Raw genomic sequence first — 15,084 nt, 5'->3', positions numbered from 1 at the left:
ATCAGAGTGAAATGCCGGTAATGGCATGTATTGTGCCCTTGTAGCGTTCGACGACATTCTTTTCGTCGAATTCGCGGGCGACTTTTTCGCGGCCGCGCCGCGCCATTGCTTCGCGCTCCGCGATGGGCAGCGTCAGCATGCGCTCGAGCGCCTCGGTGAGGCTGTCGGCGCTCTTCACCTCGCAGAGCAGGCCGTTTTCGCCGTGCTCGACCACCTCGCGGCAGCCGGGCACATCGGTGGCGACGATCGGGCGGCCCATCGCCGAGGCTTCCATCAGCGTGCGCGGCACGCCTTCGCGATATGAGGGCAGCACGACGCAATCCGCCGCGGCCACGAGCGGCCGCACGTCGTTCGCTTCGCCCAGATATTCGACGATATTCTCGGCCTCCCACTTCTGCACGTCGGTGCGGCTGATCGCGCTGGGGTTGTCGACGCCGACCGGCCCGAGCAATTGAAAACGCGCGTGCGGAAATTTCGCGCGGATTCTGCGCGCGGCTTCCACATATTCCGCCACGCCTTTATCCCACAGCAGCCGGCCGATCAGGATGAACACGAAATCCTCGCGCGCGGGAAGCGGCTCGAACGCGTATTCATCGAGATCCACGCCTTCGCCGTGCAGACGCCGCGCGCGATCCGGATGCGCGAGCAGGTTCTCGTGCAGAAACGCTTCGTGGTCGTCGCGGTTCAGGAACCACACTTCGCGCGGAAAGCGGAACGCGAAACGGTACAGCATCTTCGCGACCTGCGCCGTGCGGCTCTTCTGGATGAACACGTAGCCGAGGCCGGTCGTCACCGCGATCGACGGCACGCGCGCGAGCATCGCGGCGAGCGAGCCGTAGATGTTCGGCTTGATCGTGTAGTGAAACACGATATGCGGGCGCGTTTCGCGATATTCGCGATAAAGCGCGGCGAGCGTCTTCATGTCCTGGCGCGGGTCCGTTCCCTTCGATGCCACCGGCAGCTCGACGCAGCGGCAGCCCATTTCCGTGAGCGGCTCGAAGGTGCGGTCGCGCGGCGCGATGATCGTCACTTGCGCGCCGCGCGCGGTCAGCATGCGCAGCACGCCGCGCCGGTAGGTGTAGATCGCCCACGCCGTGTTGCAGACGAGGGCGATGCGAAGACTCGACTTTTCTTTCGTCATCCGGAAGTCATGGTTCGACGGCATCGATCGCGCTGCATGATTCACGCGGATTCGCCGTGCGCTCAACGTAGCGCAAAACTAAACAAAAAGAATTCGACAAAATCATCGTTACGCGGAAGATGCGGTTTTCAGCAATTTCGCCTTCAGACTGCGCAACGCGCGATACGGCAACACCAGATGCGCGACGCTCTTCGCGATGCCCGCCCAGTCGAGCGGATTCGTCACACGCAAATGACGCAATTGCAGGCGCAGCGTCGACATCACCTGCGCGCGCCGCTTGGTCGCGCTGATGCCGCTTTCGTTCAGCTCGTAGAAAAGGCCGAACTCGGGCAGGTTCGCGCCGTCGTGACGCTGCAACAATCGCAGGATCAGATCGAGATCCTCGGCGGCGCGATACTGCGTGCGATAGTTGCCCGCCTCGATCACGGCATCGACGCGCAGCATCAGCGACGGATGCGTGAAGCACGTGCGCGCGAGCATCGTGCGGCGGATCGCGGCGGGCGCGGCCGGCGGCGTAAGGTCGAAGAGCGGGGCGCCTTGCGTCGACACCACGTGCGTCCACATGCCCAGGACCGCGACGCGCGGATGCGCCTCCATGTACGCGCGCTGCTTCGCGAGGCGGCCGGGCGTCGCGAGATCGCCCGCGTCGATGCGCGCCGCGTAACGCACGCCGCGCGCGGCGAGTTCCGTGACGCCCGCTTCGAGCGCGCGCTCGATGCCGCCATTCTTCGGCATGCGCAGGATCTCGACCTTCATTCCTTCGATGGCGGGCGCGACGATCGGCGGCGTGCTGCCGTCATCGACGATCAGCACGTGCACCGCCGACGTTTCCCTGAACGACGCGAGCGTGCGTTCGACATCGGCCTGGCCGTTGAACGCGGGCATCAACACAGCGACGTCGGATAGATCACTCATGCGCGCAGCCGGAAACGAATGTAATAGAAGTTCACCGAAGCCGCCGCGACGTAACCCGCCGCGAGCCCGATCAGCGCGCCGTAGCCTTCGATGCGCGGAATCGCGATCCAGTTCACCACGAACGCCACCGCGAGCGCGAACAGCCACTTCGACAGGAGCACGTACTTCGCCTGATATTTCAGCACGACGAGATTGCCGATCGCCTCGATGCCCGCGGGCACCGAGAGCCACACGGCCCAGCGGAAAATATCGGCGGCGCCCGCGTAGTTCGGGCCGAACACGCGCGCGATGATGAAGCCCGCGAGCGCATCGAGGACGGCCGCGCCCGCGATCATCAGCACGGCGGTCATCGCGAAGAGCCGCACGAGGTTGCGTTTCAGGCGCGCGGTGTCCTGCACGCGATAGACGAATGCGGGCGCGATGGTCTGCGAGAGCATCAGCGCGAGCGCGATCCAGTTTTCATTCAATTGCTGCGCGGCGGAATAAAGCCCGAGTTCCGCGAACGATACGCGATGCGCGAGCATGAGCCGGTCGAGCTTCAGGAACAGATACATGCAGATGAGCCCGAGCCAGAACACCGTGCCCGCGCTCGCAAAATGTCTGAAGAGCGCGCGGTCGAAATGCCAGCCGAGCTTGCCGCCATGCCGGCGCATGTAATACGCAACGAGCGCCGCGCTGATCGCCGCGGCTTCGAGCGCCCACAGCCAGCCGAAAGCGGGCGGCGCCGCGGCGAGGCGCACGAGCGCGAAGACGAGCGCTGCTTTCGCGATGGCTGCCATCATGCTCGCGATGAGCTGCGGCTTGCTGTAGGTGAGACTTTGCAGCCACGAATTGACGACGCCGATGAACGGCTCGCGAAAGAGCATCGTGACGGCGAGACCCGCGAGCATGAGGCCGACCATCGGGTCGGTGCCGCCCACCGCGATCCAGAGCCATGTCAGCACGAGCGCGATGACCGAGACGCCTATGCGCAGCACGAACGCGCTGCCGAGCACGGCGCCGGTTTCGGCGGGCGGGCGGTTGACGATCGTCGGCACGAGAATCTCCGCGCCGCAGACCCAGGTGATCGGCGCGATCACGAGCAGGAGCGTGTTCGCGTATTGCCATTTGCCGAAATCGTCGGGGCCCAGATAGCGCGCGAGCAGGCCCGATATGACGATGGCGACCGCGATCTGCGTGAGCCGCTCGAGCCCGAGCCAGGCGATATTGGCGAGCGCGCGTGCGACGTCCGGATTGCCCGAGCGCGTCAACGCCTTCATGCGGCGAGGCCCGCCGCGCAAGCGGGCACGGCGTGTGCTACCCAAGCCTGACCGTCTCGCGGAAGCGCGTAATCGATCAAGTTTTGTGTGTTTGCGAGCAGACGCGCCTCATTTGAAGACATGGAGGCGAAAGAGCGTTTGAGCATTGGATTAGAATGAACGCGCAGGCTTGAGCTGGGATTGTCCCAGCGCGCGCAGCCATGAGAGCGCCGAAAGACAGCGATTATAAAGTGCGATCCGAGGCCCGCCCGCCGCTGGCGTTTCTTTTGCATTTATTTGCTTCCAATTGTTTCTTTCGTATTGATTTAACAGACGCATAGGCAAAATTCGATACGTCATCTGGCAGTCGTTCGCGCGCTGCCCGCTGCACCGGCGCGCAAACAGTCACGACCTGCACGCCCTCATGGCTGCATCGCCGAGAATTGATCAATTAATAGAGAAGAGGTAGCCATCTCATGAGCCAAGTATCCCAATCCATCTTCAAGGCATATGACATTCGCGGCATCGTCGGAAAGACGGTCGACAAGGATGTCGCCAAAAGCATCGGCCAGGCCTTCGGCAGCGAGATCAAAGCCCAGGGCGGCGACTCGGTCGTGGTCGCGCGCGACGGGCGCCTGTCCGGCCCGGAACTCGTCGGCGCGCTCGCGGACGGCCTGCGCGCGGCGGGCGTCGATGTCGTCGATGTCGGCATGGTGCCCACGCCCGTCGGCTACTTCGCGGCGAGCGTGCCGCTGCCCTTGCCCTCGGGCGAGCGGCGCGTGGATTCGTGCATCGTCGTGACGGGCAGCCACAATCCGCCCGACTACAACGGCTTCAAGATGGTGCTGCGCGGCGCCGCGATCTACGGCGACCAGATCCAGGGCTTGTACAAGCGCATCGTCGATAGCAACTTCACGACGGGCGAAGGCAGCTACACCGAGTTCGACGTGTCGCAGATCTATCTCGACCGCATCGTGTCGGACGTGAAGCCGGTGCGCGCGATGAAGATCGTCGTCGATACGGGCAATGGCGTTGCGGGCGGGCTTGCGCCGCGGCTGTTCAAGGCGCTCGGGTGCGAGCTGGTCGAGCTGTTCACGGACATCGACGGCAACTTCCCGAACCATCACCCGGACCCGGCGCATCCGGAAAACCTGCAGGACGTGATCAAGGCGCTCAAGGAAACCGATGCCGAAATCGGCTTCGCGTTCGATGGCGACGGCGACCGCCTCGGCGTCGTGACGAAAGATGGCGAGGTCATCTATCCGGATCGCCAGTTGATGCTGTTCGCGCAGGAAGTGCTGTCGCGCAACAAGGGCGGCCAGATCATCTATGACGTGAAGTGCACGCGCAATCTCGCGAAGTGGGTGCGCGAGCAGGGCGGCGAGCCGGTCATGTGGAAGACGGGCCACTCGCTCGTGAAGGCGAAGCTGCGGGAAACCGGCGCGCCGCTCGCGGGCGAGATGAGCGGCCACGTGTTCTTCAAGGACCGCTGGTATGGCTTCGACGATGGCTTGTACACGGGCGCGCGCATGCTCGAAATCCTGTCGCGCGTGGCCGATCCGAGCAAGCTGCTCAACGATCTGCCGAATTCGCTTTCCACGCCTGAATTGCAACTGAAGCTGGAAGAGGGCGAGAACTTCGCGCTGATCGCGAAGCTGCAACAGAACGCAAAGTTCACCGGCGCGGACGACGTGCTGACCATCGACGGCTTGCGTGTGGAATATCCGGACGGCTTCGGGCTCGCGCGCTCGTCGAACACGACGCCGGTCGTCGTGATGCGTTTCGAGGCGGACAATGACGCTGCGCTGAAGCGCATTCAGGAGGATTTCCGTCGGGTGATTCTGGCGGAGAAGCCGGACGCGAAGTTGCCGTTCTAAGCCCCGCGGGCGTCGTGCATGCCCGATGAAAAGCGGCGCGGTCAATGAGATCGCGCCGCTTTTTTTGCTTATCCGACGCGCGCCGCGCGCTAAAATCCCCGTTTTCCTGCTTCCTCTGCCGCGCGGTCCGCGCCTTCCATTCACAGCGTGCAAAAGATCCTGATCGTCCGCGTGTCGTCGCTCGGCGACGTCGTTCACAACATGCCGGCCATCGCCGACATCCGCCGCCGCTATCCGGATGCGCAGATCGACTGGCTCGTCGAGGAAAGTTTCGCGAGTCTCGTCGAGCTGGTGCACGGCGTGCATCGCGCGATCCCGTTTTCGCTGCGGCGCTGGCGCAAGGCGTTCGCATCGCCGGCGAACTGGCGCGAGATCGGCAAGTTCAAACGCGAGCTCGCCGCCGAGAAATACGATCTCGTGATCGACTGCCAGGGGCTCATCAAGACCGCGTGGGTCGCGAGCTGGGCGCGCGGGCCGCTGGTCGGGCTCGGCAATCGCACCGAGGGCGCGGGCTACGAATGGCCGGTGCGCTTCTTCTACGACCGGCGCGTGCCGATCGAGCCGCACACGCATGTCGTCGAGCGCACGCGGCAGCTCGTGGCGGCGGCGCTCGATCTGCCGAAGCCGCAGATGTCCGACGACATCGACTTCGGCCTCGACACGCGCCGCGCGACGCTCGCCGTCTCCGCGCTCGGGCTGAATCTTCCGGTGCCTTACGTGGTGTTCGTGCACGCCACGTCGCGCGCCGACAAGCAGTGGCCCGAAGCCGCGTGGATCGAACTCGGGCAGGCGCTCGTAACGCGCGGCGCGTCGATCGTGCTGCCGTGGGGCAGCGACGCCGAACGCGCGACGAGCGAGAAGCTCGCGAAGGAATTCGGCGCGGCCGCGATCGTGCCGCCCAGGCTTTCGCTGCCCGCGGTGGTCGGCCTGATCGACGGCGCCGCGGCGACCGTCGGCGTCGATACGGGCTTGGTTCATATTGCCGCGGCGCTGAAGCGCCCGACCGTCGAGTTGTACAATTTCTCGACCGCCTGGCGCACCGGCGGCTACTGGTCGCCGGAGGTGGTCAATCTCGGCGACGCGAGCCGGCATCCGACGCTTTCCGAAGTCAAGACCGCGCTTGCGGGCTTCGGCCTGCTGTAGCGTTTTTATCGTGCGCGGCGCCGTGCGCGGGCAACTCAAGGTCGTAGACACATGACGGAATCTCAAATCATCGAAGTCGCATCGGGCGACTGGCAGGGCAAGAACCTGTCCGTGCCGCGCGAGACGCTGCTGGCCGGCGTCGAAAACGGCAAGGTGCTGTATTTCCCCAATCTGCGTTTTCAGATCGACGGCGGCGAGCTCGCGCTGCTCGATCCGCAGATCGCGGACCCGAAGCGCAAGAACATCAGCCTCGCGCCCAACGGCGGCGCGTTGAACGGCGTGCTCGGCGACAACGTGATGCAGTCGGCGGTGCGCTCGCTCATCAAGCGCTATCAGGACAATGCGCGCTCGCTCGTCGACGGGCTCTTTCCCGAATACGACGGCAAGCTGCGCGTCGCGCCCACGAGCCTGCGGCTGCATCAGGTCGAAACGCGCGAGACGTCCTGGCGCAAGGACGACAGCCGCCTGCACGTCGATGCCTTCCCGTCGCGCCCGAACTACGGCGAGCGCATCCTGCGCGTGTTCACGAACGTCAACCCGAAGGGCTCGCCGCGCGTGTGGCGCGTCGGTGAACCGTTCGAGGACATGGCGAAGCGCTTCCTGCCCGGCATCAAGGCCCAGATGCCCGGCTCGGCGTGGCTCATGAATCTGCTGCACATCACGAAGTCGAAGCGCTCCGAGTACGACCATCTGATGCTGCATCTGCATGACGCGATGAAGGCCGATCTCGATTATCAAAAAGTCTCGCCGCAAGAAACCATGCCGTTTCCGCCCGGCTCGGTGTGGGTCTGCTTCTCGGATCAGACTTCGCACGCGGTGATGTCCGGCCAGTTCATGATGGAGCAGACGTTCTTTCTGCCCGTCAAGGCGATGGCGCGGCCCGAATGCGCGCCGCTCGGCATTCTCGAGCGCCTGAAGGGCAGGGCGCTCGTTTGAGCGGCGCGGCTTCCCCGAGCGCATCGGCCAGCGTGCTGAGAGCCGTCTACCGGGCGCTATGGTGGATCGTCGCGCCGCTCGCGGTGCTGCGGCTCTATATCCGTTCGCGCAAGGAGCGCGGCTATCGCGAGCATATCGGCGAACGCTTCGGGCACATTGCACCGCGTCGCGCCGATGATCTCGCGCCCCTCATCTGGGTGCACGCGGTATCGGTCGGGGAGACGCGCGCGGCGCAGCCGCTCATCGACGCGTTGATGAGCGCGCATCCCGAAGCACGCGTGCTGCTCACGCACATGACACCGAGCGGCCGCGCGACCGGCGTCGAGCTGTTCGGCGATCGCGTGCTGCGCGGCTATCTTCCCTACGACCTGCCTGTTCTCGTGCGGCGATTTCTGCGCGCATGGCGGCCGTCGCTCGGCATCGTGATGGAGACGGAAGTCTGGCCGACGCTCATCGACGAATGCAAGCGCGCCGACGTGCCGCTCGTGCTGACGAACGCGCGCATGTCGGAACGCTCATACCGGCGTGCGGCGAAGTTCGGGCGCGCGGTGCGCGAAGTGTTCGGCGGTTTCTCGCGCGTGCTCGCGCAGACGCCGTCCGACGCCGAGCGGCTCACGGCGCTGGGCGCGCGCAATGTCGCGGTGCTCGGCAATCTCAAGTTCGACATGACCGCGCCGCCCGAACTCGTCGCGCGCGGTCAGGCGTGGCGCGCGGCGATCGGCGATCGTCCCGTGTGGGTCGCGGCGAGCACGCGCGAAGGGGAAGAGACGTTGGTCCTGCGCGCGTTTTCCGCGCTGAACGTGCCCGATGCGTTGCTGATCCTCGTGCCGCGTCATCCGCAGCGTTTCGATGAAGTCTCCGCGCTGATCGCGAGTCTCGGGCTCTCGAGCGCGCGCCGCTCGGTGTGGGCGCCGAAGCCCGTCGCGGCGGGATCGGGCGCGGACGTGCCGGAGCCGTTGCCCGCGAGCGTGCAGGTGCTGCTAGGCGATTCGATGGGCGAACTCGGCGCGTATTACGCAGCGGCGGATCTGGCGTTCATCGGCGGAAGTCTGCTGCCGCTTGGCGGGCAGAATCTGATCGAAGCGTGCGCGGCGGGCGTGCCGGTGCTGATCGGGCCGCATACGTTCAACTTCACGCAGGCGACCAACGATGCCATCGCGGCAGGCGCCGCGCTGCGCGTGCAGGACCCGCAGGAGCTTGCGCGCGGGTTGCGCGAGATCTTCTCCGACAAGGCCAGGCGGCTCGCGATGAGCGCGGCGGCTTCGGCGTTCGCGGCAAGGCATCGCGGCGCGACGGAGCGCACGGTGAGCGTGCTGGGCGCGTTGCTCGAAGAGGAAAGCGACGCGGCGAAGTGACCGTCATCTTCGCCGCGCGTTTCAGGCCAGCAGCAGTCCCTTCTTCTCGATAAAGCCGATCACGTCATTAAGCCCTTCGAGCGCCTTCAGATTGCACATCACGAACGGCCGCTCGCCGCGCATCTTCTTCGCATCGCTCGCCATGATGTGGAGATTCGCGCCGACATAAGGCGCGAGATCCGTCTTGTTGATCACGAGCAGATCCGACTTCGTGATGCCCGGCCCGCCCTTGCGCGGAATCTTTTCGCCGCCGGCGACATCGATCACGTAGATCGTCAGATCGGATAGCTCCGGGCTGAACGTCGCCGCGAGGTTATCGCCGCCCGATTCGATGAACACGATATCCGCATCCGGAAACTTGGACACCATGCGATCGACGGCTTCGAGATTGATCGATGCATCCTCGCGGATCGCCGTATGCGGGCAGCCGCCCGTCTCGACGCCCATGATGCGCTCGGCCGGCAGCGCGCCGGCAACGGTCAGCAGGCGCTGATCTTCCTTCGTGTAGATATCGTTGGTGATGGCGACGAGATCGTATTTCTCGCGCATCGCCTTGCAAAGCATTTCGAGCAGCGTGGTCTTGCCGGAGCCGACCGGCCCGCCGACACCGACACGCAACGGCGGCAGTTTCTTGGTTCGGCGGGCGGCGGCGGAATAGGCGGGAGCGTTCATGTGGCAGGCTAGGAGCGGAAAAGTCGTGAGTATTGCGATTCGTGCCGCGCCGACAGAATGCCGAGCTGCGGCGCGAAGGTGTTGATGTGTTCTGGCGATGTATCGAGCGCGCGGCGCACGGCGTCATCGATCGGCTGACGCATCGCGACGATGATGCGCTGCCCCGCGAGCTGCCCGAGCGGCACGGCCTTCAACGCGGCGGCCGCCTGATTCTCGACCCAACTGAATGCATAGGCCACGAGCGCGGCTTCCGGCGTCGCATCGTGCGCGAACGCGGCGAAGGCGAAGGCGGTCGGCTGCGCGATCGGCTTGATCGCGGCAAGCGTCGCGCGGCGCGCTTCATCGCCCCATTCGAGCGAGGCGCACAACTGCGCGAGCGACCAGCCCATCTGTTCCGTTTCGCGTCTGAGTTCCGCGGATTCACGGCTCGCGATGTATTCGTCGTTCGCCTGACGAAGCGCGATGTCGTCATGCACACGCCAGCGTTCGATCTGGTGCGCCAGAAAAGGCAGTTCGCCACGCGCGAGCACATGGGTGAGACCGCTCGCGATCCACGCGCGCGCGCTGTCGCCGTCGTGGATCAGACCATGTTCGATCGCCGCTTCGAGCCCTTGCGAATAGCTGAACGCGCCGATCGGCAGCGCCGGCGATGCAAGATGCAGAAGTGCCGTGAGTTCAGCGATGCGCATGACCGTGGTGATGATGATCGTGACCGCAGGACGAGTGATCATGGTCGTGCGAATGATCATGCCCATGATGCTCGTCGAAAACCTTCTGCGCGAGCGCATAGTCCTCGCTGAAGGTATCGTCGTGGCCATGCTTGTGACCGCCGCCATACGCGCCGGTCTCGGGCTGGAACGGCTGCGACTCATGCGCGACCAGCACGCCGAGACGCTTCAACATGTCTTCGAGCACGGGATCGGCTTCGAGCTTCAGATAATCGGCGCCGACTTCGACGGGCGTGTGCCGATTGCCGAGATGGTAAGCCGCGCGCGTGAGCAGGCGCACGCTGGGCGCGCGCACGGCGAGCACCGCTTCCGCCGCCGCGACGACGCGCACGAAGCCGCCGTCGTCCGCGACGAGCATGTCGCCGTCGGCGAGCACCGTGCCGCGCGGCATCACGAGCGCGACTTCCTCGCCGTTATCGAGCGTGGCGGCGAGACGGCTCTTGCAGCGCGCATCGAAGGGAAGGGTCAGCGTGGGCGCGCGCTTGACGAGCACGGGTGCGAGCTTCGCGGTCAGACGTTTGTCGATGGTACGCATGAAAAGTCAGAACAGAAAATAGCGCTGCGCCATCGGCAGAACGGTGGCGGGATCGCATGTGAGCAATTGTCCATCGGCGATCACCTGATAGGTCTGCGGATCGACGCTGATGGACGGCTGCCATGCATTGTGAATCATGTCGGCCTTCGTCACATTGCGGCAGTTCTTCACCGCGACGATCTGCTTCGTCAATCCATAACGATCCGCGATGCGCGCTTCCATTGCCATTTGCGACACGAACGTGAGCGATGTCTTGCCGAGCGCGCCGCCGCGCGTCGCGAACATCTCGCGATAATGCACTGGCTGCGGCGTCGGAATCGATGCATTCGGATCGCCCATCTGCGCGAGCGCGATCATGCCGCCCTTGACGATCATCGCGGGCTTCACGCCGAAGAACGCCGGCTCCCAGAACACGAGATCGGCCCACTTGCCCGGCTCGATCGAACCGACTTCATGCGCGATGCCATGCGTGATCGCCGGATTGATCGTGTACTTCGCGACGTAACGCTTCGCGCGGAAGTTATCGTTGCGCGCGTTGTCCTCGGGCAATGCGCCGCGTTGCACCTTCATCTTGTGCGCCGTCTGCCACGTGCGGATGATGACTTCGCCGACGCGTCCCATCGCCTGCGAATCGGACGACAGCATCGACAATGCGCCGAGATCATGCAGGATATCTTCGGCGGCGATCGTCTCGCGGCGAATGCGCGACTCCGCGAACGCGATGTCTTCCGCGATCGACGGATCGAGGTGATGGCACACCATCAGCATGTCGAGATGCTCGTCGAGCGTGTTGACGGTGTAAGGGCGCGTCGGATTCGTGGAAGAGGGCAGCACGTTCGATTCGCCCGCTACCTTGATGATGTCCGGCGCATGACCGCCGCCCGCGCCTTCCGTGTGATACGTGTGGATCGTGCGGCCCTTGAACGCGGCGATGGTCGTCTCGACGAAGCCCGCTTCGTTGAGCGTGTCCGTGTGGATGGCGACTTGCGTGTCGGTGTCGTCGGCGACGCAGAGGCAATTGTCGATGGCCGCGGGCGTCGTGCCCCAGTCTTCATGCAGCTTCAAACCGATCGCGCCCGCCTTCACCTGTTCGATCAGCGGCTCAGGCAGGCTCGCGTTGCCCTTGCCGAGAAAGCCGAGATTGACCGGCCAGCCATCGGCCGCCTGCAGCATGCGCTCCATGTGCCACGGGCCCGGCGTGCAGGTTGTCGCATTGGTGCCTGTCGCGGGACCGGTGCCGCCGCCGAGCATCGTCGTGACGCCGCTTGCGAGGGCTTCGTCGATCTGTTGCGGGCTGATGAAGTGAATGTGCGTATCGACGCCGCCCGCCGTCACTATCATGCCTTCGCCCGCGATCACTTCCGTCGCCGCGCCGATCGCGATATTCACGTTCGGCTGGATGTCGGGATTGCCTGCCTTGCCGATCGCGTGGATGCGTCCGCCCTTGATCCCGATATCGGCCTTCACGATGCCCCAGTGATCGAGGATCAGCGCGTTGGTGACGACTGTATCGGCCACATCGGCGGCGGGGCGTTGCGACTGGCCCATGCCGTCGCGGATCACCTTGCCGCCGCCGAACTTCACTTCTTCGCCATACGTGGTGAAGTCGCGCTCGACTTCGATGATGAGATCGGTGTCGGCGAGGCGCACGCGGTCGCCGGTGGTCGGGCCGAACATTTCCGCATAAGCGCGGCGGCCGATGCGTAGCGTCATATTCTTCCTTTGGCTTTTGAATTAAAGCGGACCCATGACGAGCGCGTTGAAGCCGTACACGTGACGATCGCCCGCGAGCGCGACGAGTTCGACCGTGCGTTCCTGTCCCGGCTCGAAGCGCACGGCGGTGCCGGCCGCGATGTTCAGGCGAAAGCCGCGTGCCTTCTCGCGCTCGAACTTGAGCGCCGTGTTGACTTCGTAGAAGTGAAAGTGCGAGCCGACCTGCACGGGCCTGTCGCCATGATTCGCGACGACGACCGTCACGGTTTCACGGCCCGCGTTGAGCTCGTGCTCGCCGTCGTCGATGAAGTATTCGCCTGGGATCATGTTCTCAAGGGATCGGATGATGAACCGTGACGAGCTTCGTGCCGTCGGGGAAGGTCGCTTCGATCTGGATGTCGGGGATCATCTCGGGCACGCCTTCCATCACGTCGTCTCGCGTGAGCAGCGTGGTGCCGTAATGCATGACTTCGGCGACGGTCTTGCCGTCGCGCGCCGCTTCCATCAATGCAGCCGATATGAACGCGACCGCTTCCGGATGATTCAGCTTCAGGCCGCGCGCGCGGCGGCGTTCTGCGAGCAATGCCGCGGTGAAGATGAGGAGCTTGTCCTTTTCGCGAGGCGTGAGTTTCATGGGTTTATTGTTTGCGTCGGTCGATGGTCTGTAGCGAAAGTCGTGCCATCGATGGTTTGCCCTTGATCCGTGCATATCGTGCTATCGCGTGATGCACGCGCACCATCGCGGGGCGAATCGCTGCGTCAGCGTGGTGCAGTCAGGTTGTCCAGAGCCGCAAGGGCCGCGCCTCGACGCCATGCACGACGGGACGGAGATGCGTCCAGCAATCGGTGAGCGCGCGTTGCAGCGGTTCCATCGAGCGGCTGATCGCGCGCACGATCAACACGCCCGGCGTCACGCACGATGCAGCCGCGCGGAGTTCATCGCTGAAGGGCAGTTGCGCGGTCAGCGCTTCGGCGAGCGCGTCGTCGCACGCGGGGCCGATCGCCCAGAGCGTGCCGTAGGCGGGAAAGCCCGCGAGACCTTGCGCGCCATCGCGCAGCGGATCGCTTGCGTCGAGCAGCGTGCGTTCGAACCAGAGCGTTGAGCCATCGCGATGTGCGATGCGCGAAAGCGCCTTGGCATGTCCTTGCGTCCATTTCTCGCCGGCAGCGGCGCGGCCGAGCAGCATCGCGTCCCAGCCGATGGCGGTGGCGCCTTCATCGAGCGTGAGATTGAATTCGAGCTCGACGTTTGACGATTCGAAGACGATGTTGTTTTGCGGAAGCCAGTCGAGCTTCGCGTTCGCCGCGAGATCGATCTCGATGCGCTGCGTCGCGAGTTTGCCGTTGGCCTTGTACCACTTCGTCGCGCCCGGCGTCGTGATGACGGCGTGCGTGTTCTGTTGCAAGCGAACGTCGATGAACAGGCGGTCTCCGCCCGCGACCCCGCCCGGCGGATGCACGATCACCGAATGACAGATATCGCCTTCGGGATAGAGCGGCCGTTGCAGGCGCAATGGCCCTTCGTGCTTGCGATGAACGCAAACGGTGCGGTCATGCTGGCGCGCATAACCGAGTTCGAGCGAGCCGCGCCAGACGTTCGGATCGACGAGTGTCGCGTGCGATTCATGAAGCATGGGAAGGAGGCGAAATGCGCGATAGATAGCGAGGCTTCATCATACGGCGATCAGCTCGCGCACTCCATGCTCGTCCATTTCCGAGCCTGCGCCGCCCGCGACGATCTCGCCGCGGCTCATGACCCAGTAGCGGTCCGCGAGCTCGCGTGCGAAGTCGTAATACTGTTCGACGAGCAGCACCGTCATGCCCATTTCGTCGACGAGCTGACGCAACGTGCGGCCGATATCGCGGATGATCGATGGCTGAATGCCTTCGGTCGGTTCATCGAGAATGAGCAGTTGCGGCTCGCTCATCAGCGCGCGGCCTATCGCGAGTTGCTGTTGCTGTCCGCCTGAGAGATCGCCGCCGCGGCGATGCTTCATATCGCGGAGCACGGGAAAGAGATCGTAGATGCGATCGGGAATTTTCGAGGGCGCCTTGCGGCTTGCTGCGCCGACGAGCAGGTTCTCTTCGACGGTGAGACGGCCGAAGATATCGCGTCCCTGCGGGACATAGGCGAGGCCGCTCGCGACGCGTGCGTGGGTTGGCATCGAGGAGATCTTGCTGCCGCGCCAGGTGATGGTGCCGCTTTTTGTCGGGACTACGCCCATGAGGCAGCGCAGGAGCGTCGTCTTGCCTACGCCGTTGCGGCCCAGCAGCACTGTGAGTTTGCCTTCGGGGACGGTCATCTTCACATCGCGGAGGATGTGGCTGCCGCCATAGTATTGATTCAGGTTGTCGAGTTCTAGCATTTCTGGTTTTCGTTCGGTTCGGGCTGCTGTGAAAGCCTGTTTTCGTGTCGGTCTGTTAGCGTTGCCCCTATGCGGGGCGGCAGTCACTTTCTTTGCTGCTGCAAAGAAAGTAACCAAAGAAACAGCTATCCCCATCCAAAGTACTTCAGGCCGGCCGCGGCACAGAACTTCGCAAGTGGTCCGGCAGTAGCGAGTGTCCTCACAAAACTCACCGGGCTTGGATCGCGCACGGTCTGACACATCGCACCACTCAACTGATTGGTAAGGCGCCAAATAGCTCCGGCCCGCTTCGCGGCCGACCGGTCCATCGGGGCTGCGTGTGCTTCCTTACTAACGCTTCTATCTCACTGCATTCGACCACCGCTGGTTCCCCTTGCACACCCAACGGCAGCGCGTAGCGCTGTGCCGGAGCTATTTGGTGCTGAACCAGCGCGCCAAAACAACTAGCTAGTCAGACCGTGCGCG

15 protein-coding genes are annotated in these 15,084 nt (G+C 64.3%); 4 read left to right on the top strand and 11 right to left on the bottom strand.

Features of this window, described 5'->3' with window-relative positions; all coding sequences use genetic code 11:
- Window position 1 precedes the first annotated feature (1 nt).
- The 3 genes from AC1Z32_RS24525 to AC1Z32_RS24515 all read right to left on the bottom strand — a co-directional run bounded on the left by AC1Z32_RS24525 (window position 2) and on the right by AC1Z32_RS24515 (window position 3,315).
- Window positions 2-1,141: a glycosyltransferase family 4 protein gene (locus AC1Z32_RS24525; RefSeq protein WP_483481351.1), complete on the bottom strand. Its 1,140-nt coding sequence runs from the start codon at window positions 1,139-1,141 to the stop codon at window positions 2-4.
- Between the two features lie 108 nt (window positions 1,142-1,249).
- A complete protein-coding gene (locus AC1Z32_RS24520; RefSeq protein WP_483481349.1) occupies window positions 1,250-2,056 on the bottom strand; it encodes a glycosyltransferase in 807 nt (268 codons plus the stop codon).
- Window positions 2,053-3,315: an oligosaccharide flippase family protein gene (locus AC1Z32_RS24515; RefSeq protein WP_483481347.1), complete on the bottom strand. Its 1,263-nt coding sequence runs from the start codon at window positions 3,313-3,315 to the stop codon at window positions 2,053-2,055. The genes AC1Z32_RS24520 and AC1Z32_RS24515 overlap by 4 nt, the downstream gene beginning before the upstream one ends.
- Before the next feature lie 455 nt (window positions 3,316-3,770).
- On the opposite strand from AC1Z32_RS24515, the gene AC1Z32_RS24510 reads away from it, so the two are divergent.
- The 4 genes from AC1Z32_RS24510 to waaA all read left to right on the top strand — a co-directional run bounded on the left by AC1Z32_RS24510 (window position 3,771) and on the right by waaA (window position 8,605).
- Complete coding sequence (locus AC1Z32_RS24510; RefSeq protein WP_483481345.1) at window positions 3,771-5,171, top strand: phosphomannomutase/phosphoglucomutase; 1,401 nt, start codon at window positions 3,771-3,773, stop codon at window positions 5,169-5,171.
- Window positions 5,172-5,318: 147 nt separating this feature from the next.
- The gene (gene waaC, locus AC1Z32_RS24505; RefSeq protein WP_483481343.1) at window positions 5,319-6,314 is read left to right on the top strand and encodes a lipopolysaccharide heptosyltransferase I; all 996 of its coding nucleotides are present in this window, start codon (window positions 5,319-5,321) and stop codon (window positions 6,312-6,314) included.
- A 51-nt stretch (window positions 6,315-6,365) separates the two neighbouring features.
- Complete coding sequence (gene kdoO / locus AC1Z32_RS24500) at window positions 6,366-7,250, top strand: Kdo hydroxylase KdoO (RefSeq protein ID WP_483481341.1); 885 nt, start codon at window positions 6,366-6,368, stop codon at window positions 7,248-7,250.
- 32 nt (window positions 7,251-7,282) lie between these two features.
- Window positions 7,283-8,605, top strand: a complete 1,323-nt coding sequence (gene waaA / locus AC1Z32_RS24495) for a lipid IV(A) 3-deoxy-D-manno-octulosonic acid transferase (protein WP_483481339.1) — start codon at window positions 7,283-7,285, stop codon at window positions 8,603-8,605.
- A gap of 21 nt (window positions 8,606-8,626) precedes the next feature.
- Here waaA and ureG read toward each other — a convergent pair whose 3' ends face one another.
- The 8 genes from ureG to urtE all read right to left on the bottom strand — a co-directional run bounded on the left by ureG (window position 8,627) and on the right by urtE (window position 14,619).
- Entirely contained in the window at window positions 8,627-9,277 is a 651-nt protein-coding gene (gene ureG / locus AC1Z32_RS24490; protein WP_483481337.1) for an urease accessory protein UreG, read from the bottom strand.
- 8 nt (window positions 9,278-9,285) lie between these two features.
- On the bottom strand, window positions 9,286-9,966 hold the full coding sequence (locus tag AC1Z32_RS24485) for an urease accessory protein UreF (RefSeq protein WP_483481735.1): 681 nt from the start codon (window positions 9,964-9,966) through the stop codon (window positions 9,286-9,288).
- Window positions 9,953-10,540 carry an urease accessory protein UreE gene (gene ureE, locus AC1Z32_RS24480; RefSeq protein ID WP_483481335.1) on the bottom strand — a complete coding sequence of 196 codons (588 nt, stop codon included), beginning with the start codon at window positions 10,538-10,540 and terminating at the stop codon, window positions 9,953-9,955. The genes AC1Z32_RS24485 and ureE overlap by 14 nt, the downstream gene beginning before the upstream one ends.
- A 6-nt stretch (window positions 10,541-10,546) precedes the next feature.
- Window positions 10,547-12,253 (bottom strand): urease subunit alpha, encoded by a 1,707-nt coding sequence (gene ureC / locus AC1Z32_RS24475; protein ID WP_483481333.1) that lies wholly within the window; start codon window positions 12,251-12,253, stop codon window positions 10,547-10,549.
- A 21-nt stretch (window positions 12,254-12,274) separates the two neighbouring features.
- Window positions 12,275-12,580 (bottom strand): urease subunit beta, encoded by a 306-nt coding sequence (locus tag AC1Z32_RS24470; protein ID WP_483481331.1) that lies wholly within the window; start codon window positions 12,578-12,580, stop codon window positions 12,275-12,277.
- A gap of 4 nt (window positions 12,581-12,584) precedes the next feature.
- On the bottom strand, window positions 12,585-12,887 hold the full coding sequence (locus tag AC1Z32_RS24465; protein WP_008342482.1) for an urease subunit gamma: 303 nt from the start codon (window positions 12,885-12,887) through the stop codon (window positions 12,585-12,587).
- Window positions 12,888-13,026: 139 nt separating this feature from the next.
- The gene (locus tag AC1Z32_RS24460) at window positions 13,027-13,887 is read right to left on the bottom strand and encodes an urease accessory protein UreD (RefSeq protein ID WP_483481329.1); all 861 of its coding nucleotides are present in this window, start codon (window positions 13,885-13,887) and stop codon (window positions 13,027-13,029) included.
- A gap of 39 nt (window positions 13,888-13,926) precedes the next feature.
- On the bottom strand, window positions 13,927-14,619 hold the full coding sequence (gene urtE / locus AC1Z32_RS24455) for an urea ABC transporter ATP-binding subunit UrtE (protein WP_483481327.1): 693 nt from the start codon (window positions 14,617-14,619) through the stop codon (window positions 13,927-13,929).
- Window positions 14,620-15,084: the final 465 nt, after the last annotated feature.

This window comes from Caballeronia sp. 11_S32, from assembly GCF_056930355.1.
Note: the sequence above shows the minus strand (reverse complement) of the source record. Positions and strands in the feature narration are given on the sequence as shown.

What these genes read in the sequence shown, in the direction of transcription:
- AC1Z32_RS24525 (WP_483481351.1), bottom strand. Translation starts at nt 1,141, where the DNA reads ATGACGAAAGAAAAGTCGAGTCTTCGCATCGCCCTCGTCTGCAACACG.
- ureC (WP_483481333.1), bottom strand. Translation starts at nt 12,253, where the DNA reads ATGACGCTACGCATCGGCCGCCGCGCTTATGCGGAAATGTTCGGCCCG.
- urtE (WP_483481327.1), bottom strand. Translation starts at nt 14,619, where the DNA reads ATGCTAGAACTCGACAACCTGAATCAATACTATGGCGGCAGCCACATC.
- AC1Z32_RS24520 (WP_483481349.1), bottom strand. Translation starts at nt 2,056, where the DNA reads ATGAGTGATCTATCCGACGTCGCTGTGTTGATGCCCGCGTTCAACGGC.
- ureE (WP_483481335.1), bottom strand. Translation starts at nt 10,540, where the DNA reads ATGCGTACCATCGACAAACGTCTGACCGCGAAGCTCGCACCCGTGCTC.
- AC1Z32_RS24465 (WP_008342482.1), bottom strand. Translation starts at nt 12,887, where the DNA reads ATGAAACTCACGCCTCGCGAAAAGGACAAGCTCCTCATCTTCACCGCG.
- AC1Z32_RS24510 (WP_483481345.1), top strand. Translation starts at nt 3,771, where the DNA reads ATGAGCCAAGTATCCCAATCCATCTTCAAGGCATATGACATTCGCGGC.
- kdoO (WP_483481341.1), top strand. Translation starts at nt 6,366, where the DNA reads ATGACGGAATCTCAAATCATCGAAGTCGCATCGGGCGACTGGCAGGGC.
- AC1Z32_RS24515 (WP_483481347.1), bottom strand. Translation starts at nt 3,315, where the DNA reads ATGAAGGCGTTGACGCGCTCGGGCAATCCGGACGTCGCACGCGCGCTC.
- ureG (WP_483481337.1), bottom strand. Translation starts at nt 9,277, where the DNA reads ATGAACGCTCCCGCCTATTCCGCCGCCGCCCGCCGAACCAAGAAACTG.
- AC1Z32_RS24470 (WP_483481331.1), bottom strand. Translation starts at nt 12,580, where the DNA reads ATGATCCCAGGCGAATACTTCATCGACGACGGCGAGCACGAGCTCAAC.
- AC1Z32_RS24485 (WP_483481735.1), bottom strand. Translation starts at nt 9,966, where the DNA reads ATGCGCATCGCTGAACTCACGGCACTTCTGCATCTTGCATCGCCGGCG.
- AC1Z32_RS24460 (WP_483481329.1), bottom strand. Translation starts at nt 13,887, where the DNA reads ATGCTTCATGAATCGCACGCGACACTCGTCGATCCGAACGTCTGGCGC.